Genomic DNA, 7,899 nt, shown 5'->3' with positions numbered 1-7,899 from the left:
GGCAGGTCTTGTCAGGGAGTCGTACAGCCGTGGTGGGTCCGCGTAACGCGCGCAGGCCCACCACGGCTGTCGGGTCAGCTCAGCGCGGCGGCCACCGCAAGACGCAGGGAGTCCTGGAAATGCGTCTCGCGCTCCGCGGCGCTCATATCACCGGAGTGATCCAGCAGGTGGTCGGAGATCGTCAGCACTGCCAGTGCCTGCTTGCCGAATTCGGCGGCCACTCCGTAAAGGGCCGCGGCCTCCATCTCCACGCAGAGCGTGCCGTACGCCGATAAGCGCTCCGTCTGCCCTTCCGGCGTGAAGTAGAAGTGATCACGGGAGATGATCGTCCCTGTGTGCAGGCGATCGGAAAGGCCGGCATCGATGCCCGCACTGTACGCGGCCATCGCGAGGCGGAAATCTGCCACAGCGGAGAAGTTCACGCCCGGGATGCGTAGCTGGTTCATTGCGGAGTCGGTATGAGCGCCGGTTGCGATAACCACATCACCCACATGCACCTGCTTGCCGATCCCGCCTGCGGTCCCCACACGGATGATGCGTTCGACTCCGAACTGGCTGAACAGCTCGGTGGCGTAAATGGAGAAGGACGGCTGCCCCATTCCCGAGCCCATGACTGACAACGGCTTGCCGCCAACGGTTCCCGTGAAACCGAGCATGCCGCGCACGTCTGTAACCAGTCTGGCGTCATCCAGCAAGCTCTCGGCGATTCGCTGAGCGCGGCGTGGGTCCCCCGGCATGAGTACCGCAGGTGCGAAGTCTCCGGGTTCGGCGGCTATATGAGGCGTGGCCATGGTTGTCCTCTCGATCACAATCAGTGTGCTGCGCATCCAGGCGTCCCGGAGGTGCCCGGTGTCTTAGATGCGTGACATGCCAGTGTCGCACACCTGGAACGCGCGGGTGCCGTGCGGCATGCTCCAGATGTCCTGCTGGACATCACGTTATTACTGACGTAGTCGCTCGGTCTGCAGTAACCCGGCCGGAGCCCTTCTGAGCGCCACGCGCCAGGGCTGCCGGGGCTAGTCGGGGCTTTATTGGCGCCGCCACGGAGAGCGCGGGAGGTGGGGGAGCGTACAGAGGCGTCCGCATGGCGGGACGTGGTAGGCGCCCCGGACGCCTGCGACTATCGTCCTACTGTTCCAAGCCCTGTGCTATCACGCATGGGCAGCCGGGTATGCCGGCTTCCAACAACCCGGAAGGTTCTCAATGCCCTCCAGTCCCGGATCGCCAACAGCCGCGAAGATGCCCGCGCGCGAACAGTGGAGTGGACAGCTAGGCTTCCTGCTGGCCGCCATCGGATCTGCTGTCGGACTCGGTAACATCTGGCGGTTCCCCGGCACCGCGTACAACAACGGCGGCGGCGCCTTCATGGTGCCCTACATCGTTGCGCTACTGATTACCGGCCTGCCTGTGCTCTTCCTGGACTACGCGCTTGGCCACCGCTTCCGGGGCTCGGCTCCGGCAGTCTTCCGCCGCGTGTCCAGGCGGTTCGAGTGGCTCGGCTGGTGGCAGGTCTTTATCTGCTTCGTCATTATGACCTATTACGCGGTGATCGTTGCCTGGGCGCTGCGCTACACGCTGTTCTCCCTGACCACGGCCTGGGGTGATGACGCCGCCGGCTTCTTCAGCGACTATATCGGGCAGAACCTGCTGGCTGACTCCTCCACCCCCGGCTACTCGCCGATCCCGGTCATCGGGGTGGTCATTCCGTTGGCCCTCGTCTGGGCCTTCGGCATCTTCGTCGTAGCCCGGGGCATTTCCCGAGGGGTGGAGCGAGCCAACCGGGTCTTCTTGCCGGTGCTGGTAATCATGTTTGTAGTCCTGGTGGCACGGGCGATCATGCTCCCCGGGGCCACCGACGGGCTCAATACTCTGTTCACGCCCGACTGGAGCCGATTGACGGACTACACCGTGTGGGTGGCGGCCTTCGGGCAGATCTTCTTCTCCCTGTCTATTGGCTTCGGCATCATGCTCACCTACGCCTCCTACCTCAAGCGTCGCTCCAACCTCGTGGGTACAGGGTTCACCGCGGCATTTGCCAACTCCTCCTTCGAGATCCTCGCCGGCATCGGCGTGTTCGCCACCCTCGGCTTCATGGCCCATGTGGAGGGTGTGACGGTAGCCGAGCTGGAGGGAATCCAGGGAGTGGGGCTGGCTTTTATCACCTTCCCGACGGTTATTTCCCAGATGCCGGGCGGGTCGCTGTTCGGCGTGTTGTTCTTCGCATCGTTCTCAATGGCGGGCCTTACTTCGTTCATCTCCATCCTCCAGGTGGTCACTCCGGCGGTAGGCGAGAAGCTCGGCTGGTCCAATGGCAAGGCGACCCTGGCGGCCGGCCTTCCCAGTGCCGCACTCTCGCTGCTGCTGTTCGGCACAGCCTCAGGACTGTGGGATCTTGACATCGTTGACGCCTACATCAACTACATCGGAGTGGTTGGCTCCGCGATCGTGATGTGCGTCGGCCTGGGCCTGGTGCTGCGTCGTCTCAAGGAGCTACAGCGGCACCTGAACCTCGTCTCCGACACCCGGATCATCGGCGGCTGGTGGCGGGCGCTCGTCGCCGTCGTCGCCCCGCTGCTGCTGGGATACATGTTCATCCAGAACGTGTGGGCCTATGTAACCAGCGGCTACGACGAGTACTCGGCGGGCATGCAGGGCGTATTCGGTTGGGGCACCATTTTCCTGGTTGCCGTCGCGACGATTCTCTTCACGCGGATGCCCTGGCGCACGCCGGTTGACGACTACACACCCCTCGACCTGGATGTGCTCGAGGAGGTGAAATGACATGACTGGTCAGGCGATCGCAGTAATGCTCGTCGCAATCGTCATCATCTGGGGCGGCCTGGCCGTCTCCGTGACGGCACTGATCGTGCGGGGGCGTCGTGAGGACGTTGAGGCACGTGAGGCGGCCCTCGCCGCGGCGCACGAGCACCTGAACCACCCACAGGAACCCAAGTGACAGGTGCGAATCCTCCAACAGCTGACCCGGGTTTCCCGGCGCTGCCGGCTTGGGACACAATGCGACACATGCCTTCGACTCAGGACCAGGACGCGATGCTACCGGCCCCCGTGGAACCCGCCTCCGCATGGCCCCGGCTGGTTGCCTTCGACTTGGACGGGACACTAGCCCCCTCCAAGTCGCCCATGCCGGCACCAATGGCCACCGCCCTGTGCGCTCTACTGGATGTGGTGCCCGTGTGCATCATCTCCGGCGGCCAGATCGGGCAGTTCCGCGAGCAGGTGCTCTCCCGTCTGGGTGCCAGCGCCGAGGAATTGGGGCAGCTTCACCTCATGCCCACTTGCGGGACGCGCTACTACACCCGTGGCGACGGCGACTGGAAGCTGGTCTACGCCAATGACCTCGATCCGGAACAGGTGAAGCGTGCCTTCGCCGTCGTGGAGGCCGAGGCGCGGCGTCTGGGACTGTGGGAGGAACAGACCTGGGGGCCGGCACTGGAGGACCGGGGCAGCCAGATCACCTTCTCGGCGCTGGGGCAGCAGGCGCCCCTGGAGGCGAAACAGGCCTGGGATCCGACGGGGGAGAAGAAGAGACGGCTGCGTGACGCCGTTGCCGCGCTCCTGCCGGACCTGGAGGTCCGCTCCGGCGGCTCCACCAGCGTGGACATCACCCGGAAGGGCATTGACAAGGCCTACGGCATGAGGAGGCTCGCCGAGGTCACCGGCATACCGCTGGAGCAGATGCTCTTCATCGGTGACCGCCTTGACCCCGAGGGCAATGACTACCCGGTTAAGGCGCTTGGTGTGGCCTGCCAGGCGGTTGACACCTGGGAGGACACGGCCGCATTCGTCACCGACCTAGCCGCCCGCCTGGCGGCCGGTGACCCGAGCTGAATCCCATGCCGAACGCTGCCTGGCGGCGCGCCTGCCACGGCCTCCGCGATGGCCTCGGCAGCGCACGCGCCACCATCAAGGACTGGTGGCGTGCACGCACCACCGGCTTTCGCACGGCCGTGCGCACCATCACCCTGCTGGTGCTGACCGGGCTCATGTCGCTAGCCATCGGTGTGTCGACGGCCTGCGCCTCCTCGCCCCTGGGGCCCCACGAGGCCACGTGGTCGGTCACCCTCGACTCCACCCTCGGCGTCGACCTGGGGCCACTGGGATCGGTGACCATGGACTCGCCCGCCGGCCCCCTCGGAGTGGAGGTGACGGTCGGGGAGATTCCGGGAGAACCCGATCCGGAAGCGGTATCGGCAGAGACTCTCGGCCGGGTACTGAGCTCCGACGGCGCCGCATACGTAGCCCTGATGACCCACCCCGAGCTGACGGTTGAACGGGGAGTGCGTGCCCTCGCGGATGACGCGCTGCGGCGCGCAGGCCTGATCGAGTCGGTCCTGCTGAGCCTGGTGAGCGTCGCTCGGCTGTCGGGACTGCGCCCGCACGTGCGGGCGTCGCGCCGTCTTCCGCATGCGGCGGCAACAGTGTTCGTGACGACGGTCACCGCGGTGGCGATCGCCCTCGTCGTGCCGGCGGTGCGCTCAGCTCCAGAGCCGGGCAACCGTCTGCAGGTCCTGGCGGGCACGCCCCTTGCCAATGCCCGGCTTTCCGGTCGAGTCGCGGATATCGTGCAGGCGTATGGTGGCCGCGTTGCGCAGTTCATAGATGAGAACCAGGCCTTCTACACGGCGGCGGAGAACAACTTGCGGGCGGCATGGACGGCCGCTGAGGCGACCGACGGCGCAGTGGATGTCACCGCCTCCGATGGGGGCGTGGATGAGGTATCGGTGCGGTCCGCCTTCGAGGCGGCAACGCTTCGTGGAACCACGCCACTCGTCCCCGCATCCACGCCGACGCCCACGGGCGCGCCGACGCCGAACCCAACCGCCAGGTTCGGCGCGGAGCCGACCCCGGCGGCAACCACCAACGCACCGGTAACCGGGGCCTGGGCAGTCGACCCGGAGCGCAACACCACTGCCGTGCTGACCACCGATCTGCACTGCAACCTGGATGTGATCTCCTTTGCGGGCGTCCTAGACGAGCTCGCCGACGCCGATATCCACATGGATGACGGCGACCTGACCATGACCGGGAGCCAGCCGGAGTCGATTTGCGTGGACGCCCTGTCCGACGCCGTGCCCCCGGGTGTCGCGCGCGTTGCCACCATCGGCAACCATGACTCCGACTCCACCGTAGCGCGCCTGCGCGCCCAGGGCTGGACCGTCACCGACGGCACCGTGCAACAGGTAGGCGGCCTGAACGTGCTCGGTGACACGGATCCGGACCGCACCTCCGCGTCCGGCACGGTCAGGCGCGGGCAGGAGGACGCCGTGCAGCTCGGCGGTCGGCTGGCAGCGACAACCTGCCGCGCCGCGGATGCAGGCAGTCGGGTCGACCTGGTCCTGATCCACCAGCCCTATACCTTCGCCCCTCTTGTCGCGGAGGGCTGCGCGCCGGTGCTGATTGCCGGGCACGTCCACCAGGAAAGAGGCGTGAAGACCAGCGTCGGCGGAAACCTTGATGTCACGCAACTGGTGTCCGGGGCCGGGAAGGGCGGGACCTCCATCGGACAGGTCACCGAGGACGCATATCTGCACGTGCTGTCCTTCGACCCCGACGGCGAGCTGACTGCCTGGCGTGCCGTCGTCCTGCATCCGGATGCCTCCGTCACGGTTGGCGCGTGGCAGCCGGTGCCCGCGGCGCAGCAGGAGGCATCCTGACAGCGCCGGCGGAGGCTCGAGGCATGAGCCGGGCCCGCCCGCTCCGCCGCGGCCGTGAGGCACAATGGAGGAACGCTCCGGAGGGCCGGGGCACTTCCACATCACAGAGTTCCAGAATCCCAGAATTCGTATCCCAGGAGAGGCCGAGGAGTTCCGCAGATGGCGCATGTGCCCACGCAGGCCGAGGTTGACGCGATGATCGACGCGATGAGCGAGGAGGAGCTGGACGCCTACTTGGAGGGGGCGCCCGTGCCGGTGCCGTCCCCTGGAAGCAGTGGGGCGGACCAGACACCGGGCCTGCGTCCCTGGCAGCAGGCCTCCGGCGCTCCTCGCTCCTACGGGATGTTGCTGGTAGTAGGCGCGCTGATCGGCATCGGCGCCTGCTGGGAGCTGATTGTCAGCCAGCTCGAGCAGCTGCGCGTACCCGAGGCGGACCTTCTTTGCGATGTGAATCCGCTCGTGTCCTGCGGGGACTCCCTGAACGTTTGGCAGGGAAACCTGCTGGGCGCCCCGAACTCCTTCATCGGGGCCATGGCCTTCGCCGTACTGCTCCTGATCGGTTTGCTGCTGGTCGCGGGCGTCCGGCTGCCTCGCTGGGTGTGGTGGGGGCTGGTGGCCGGTACGGCCTGCGGAATCGGCTTCGTCGCCTGGTTTCTGGGGGTTTCGGTGCTGGACTTCGGCAAGCTGTGCCCCTTCTGCACCGTGATCTGGGTGGTGACGATTCCGATTGCCACCAATACGTGGGCCCGAGCTGCGCAGGGCGACCACCTGGGCCTGCCCGCGGCGGCCGTCCGCCTGCTGGTTGCGGGGCGCTGGTGGATCGCCGGGATCCTGTACGCCGTGATCACTGCGATTGTGCTCGTGGCCTTCTGGGACGGCTGGGTGGCGATGCTGCGGTGAGCCAGGCGCAACGCGCCGAGGACGCGGGAGATCCCACGGCTGACGGCTCGGCGGTGACTCAGGACTATCTCAAGGCCGTCTGGGCGGCGTCGGAATGGGGCGGCCAGGGCGCCTCGATCACCGGGCTCGCCCGACGCATGGGGGTGGCGCCGTCGACCGCCTCGGAGAATGTGGCACGACTGGTAGAGGCGGGGCTGCTGGAACACGCCCCGTACCGCGCGGTCACGCTCTCGCAGCGGGGACGGCACCTGGCCCGGGAGATGGTGCGCCGCCACCGTCTGCTGGAAACCTATCTGGTGGAGGCACTCGGCTTCGAGTGGGATGAGGTCCACGCCGAGGCGGAGGTGCTCGAGCACGCAGTCTCCAACCGGGTGCTTGCCGCGCTCGACGCCGCCTTGGGGCATCCCGTACGCGACCCGCACGGGGATCCCATCCCGGATCCGGATGGGCGCGTCACAGTTCCTGACCTGTGTGCCGTCGAGTCGCTGCGCGTGGGGCAGACCGGTGTGGTCGGCCGCATCCGCGACGATGCGGAGGTCCTCAAGCAGTTGTCCCGCGCAGGTATTGGGTTGGATACACGTGTTCTCGTATTGGGCCACGACGCGGGCGGCACAGCCGACGGCGGCCGCCCCGACACCACCGTACGGGCGGTGCGGGAGGGCGAGGGCATTGCGGGGCGGGACTACCACGCGGCCGTTCCGGCAGGGAGCCTGTGGGTGCTGGCGCGCCCGGAACCGGCAGCGACACGCGCCTGATCATCTACGCTGGGGCTGTGACCGACACAACCAGCCCCGCACCATCGGTGTTCACCAAGATCATCAACGGCGAGATCCCCGGACGCTTTGTTTGGGCGGACGAGCTCTGCGTCGCCTTCGCCACCATCGCCCCACACACCGACGGGCACATCCTGATCGTGCCCCGGCAGCAGGTCGCCTCCTACGTGGACGCCTCCGACGAGCTCATCGCCCACCTGGCCGTCGTCGCCAAGCGCATCGGGCGTACCCAGACGCGTGTATTCGAAGCTGCACGCCCTGCCGTACTGGTGGTGGGCCTCGAGGTCGACCACCTGCACCTGCACGTGCTGCCCATCCGCGCCGAGGCGGACGTGGCCCCCGCGGCCGCACGCCACGACGTGCCCGCCGCCGAGCTTGACGCCGCCATGGAGCGCCTGCGCGTCGGCCTGCGGGAGGACGGCTGGGGCGGGAACGTGCCCGCTGCCCTGGGATCCCCGGCACTCGCCTGAGGCCACTCTCCGCCCGCACAAATGCCCGCCGGGCGCTCGACGTGACCGGCGTCGCGGCTCCACCAGCCGGACCGGCGCCGG

At 67.4% G+C, this 7,899-nt stretch carries 8 protein-coding genes; 7 read left to right on the top strand and 1 reads right to left on the bottom strand.

The genetic code is table 11. The features are described from left to right. Positions 1–74: 74 nt before the first annotated feature. On the bottom strand, positions 75–791 hold the full coding sequence (deoD, locus tag GZ998_RS11575; protein WP_162678435.1) for a purine-nucleoside phosphorylase: 717 nt from the start codon (positions 789–791) through the stop codon (positions 75–77). Between the two features lie 412 nt (positions 792–1,203). On the opposite strand from deoD, the gene GZ998_RS11570 reads away from it, so the two are divergent. From GZ998_RS11570 to GZ998_RS11540, 7 genes are all read left to right on the top strand, one after another. Then, positions 1,204–2,781 carry a sodium-dependent transporter gene (locus tag GZ998_RS11570; RefSeq protein WP_203233830.1) on the top strand — a complete coding sequence of 526 codons (1,578 nt, stop codon included), beginning with the start codon at positions 1,204–1,206 and terminating at the stop codon, positions 2,779–2,781. Position 2,782: 1 nt separating this feature from the next. After that, positions 2,783–2,956 (top strand): methionine/alanine import family NSS transporter small subunit, encoded by a 174-nt coding sequence (locus GZ998_RS11565; RefSeq protein ID WP_161924311.1) that lies wholly within the window; start codon positions 2,783–2,785, stop codon positions 2,954–2,956. Positions 2,957–3,024: 68 nt separating this feature from the next. Continuing rightward, a complete protein-coding gene (locus GZ998_RS11560; protein WP_374939211.1) occupies positions 3,025–3,849 on the top strand; it encodes an HAD-IIB family hydrolase in 825 nt (274 codons plus the stop codon). A 5-nt stretch (positions 3,850–3,854) separates the two neighbouring features. Further along, on the top strand, positions 3,855–5,675 hold the full coding sequence (locus GZ998_RS11555) for a serine/threonine protein phosphatase (protein WP_257505939.1): 1,821 nt from the start codon (positions 3,855–3,857) through the stop codon (positions 5,673–5,675). A 159-nt stretch (positions 5,676–5,834) separates the two neighbouring features. Beyond that, positions 5,835–6,575 (top strand): vitamin K epoxide reductase family protein, encoded by a 741-nt coding sequence (locus GZ998_RS11550; RefSeq protein ID WP_219109904.1) that lies wholly within the window; start codon positions 5,835–5,837, stop codon positions 6,573–6,575. Beyond that, positions 6,572–7,330, top strand: a complete 759-nt coding sequence (locus GZ998_RS11545; protein ID WP_161924310.1) for a metal-dependent transcriptional regulator — start codon at positions 6,572–6,574, stop codon at positions 7,328–7,330. The genes GZ998_RS11550 and GZ998_RS11545 overlap by 4 nt, the downstream gene beginning before the upstream one ends. 17 nt (positions 7,331–7,347) lie before the next feature. Next, positions 7,348–7,818 (top strand): HIT family protein, encoded by a 471-nt coding sequence (locus GZ998_RS11540; protein WP_161924309.1) that lies wholly within the window; start codon positions 7,348–7,350, stop codon positions 7,816–7,818. Positions 7,819–7,899: the final 81 nt, after the last annotated feature.

This window comes from Actinomyces sp. 594 (genome assembly GCF_019325145.1).
Lineage (GTDB): Bacteria > Actinomycetota > Actinomycetes > Actinomycetales > Actinomycetaceae > Actinomyces.
Note: the sequence above shows the minus strand (reverse complement) of the source record. Positions and strands in the feature narration are given on the sequence as shown.

Bases quoted from the DNA above. Each gene is read 5' to 3' on its own strand.
- GZ998_RS11565 (WP_161924311.1), top strand. From the start codon at position 2,783: ATGACTGGTCAGGCGATCGCAGTAATGCTCGTCGCAATCGTCATCATC.
- GZ998_RS11560 (WP_374939211.1), top strand. From the start codon at position 3,025: ATGCCTTCGACTCAGGACCAGGACGCGATGCTACCGGCCCCCGTGGAA.
- deoD (WP_162678435.1), bottom strand. From the start codon at position 791: ATGGCCACGCCTCATATAGCCGCCGAACCCGGAGACTTCGCACCTGCG.
- GZ998_RS11570 (WP_203233830.1), top strand. From the start codon at position 1,204: ATGCCCTCCAGTCCCGGATCGCCAACAGCCGCGAAGATGCCCGCGCGC.
- GZ998_RS11550 (WP_219109904.1), top strand. From the start codon at position 5,835: ATGGCGCATGTGCCCACGCAGGCCGAGGTTGACGCGATGATCGACGCG.
- GZ998_RS11555 (WP_257505939.1), top strand. From the start codon at position 3,855: ATGCCGAACGCTGCCTGGCGGCGCGCCTGCCACGGCCTCCGCGATGGC.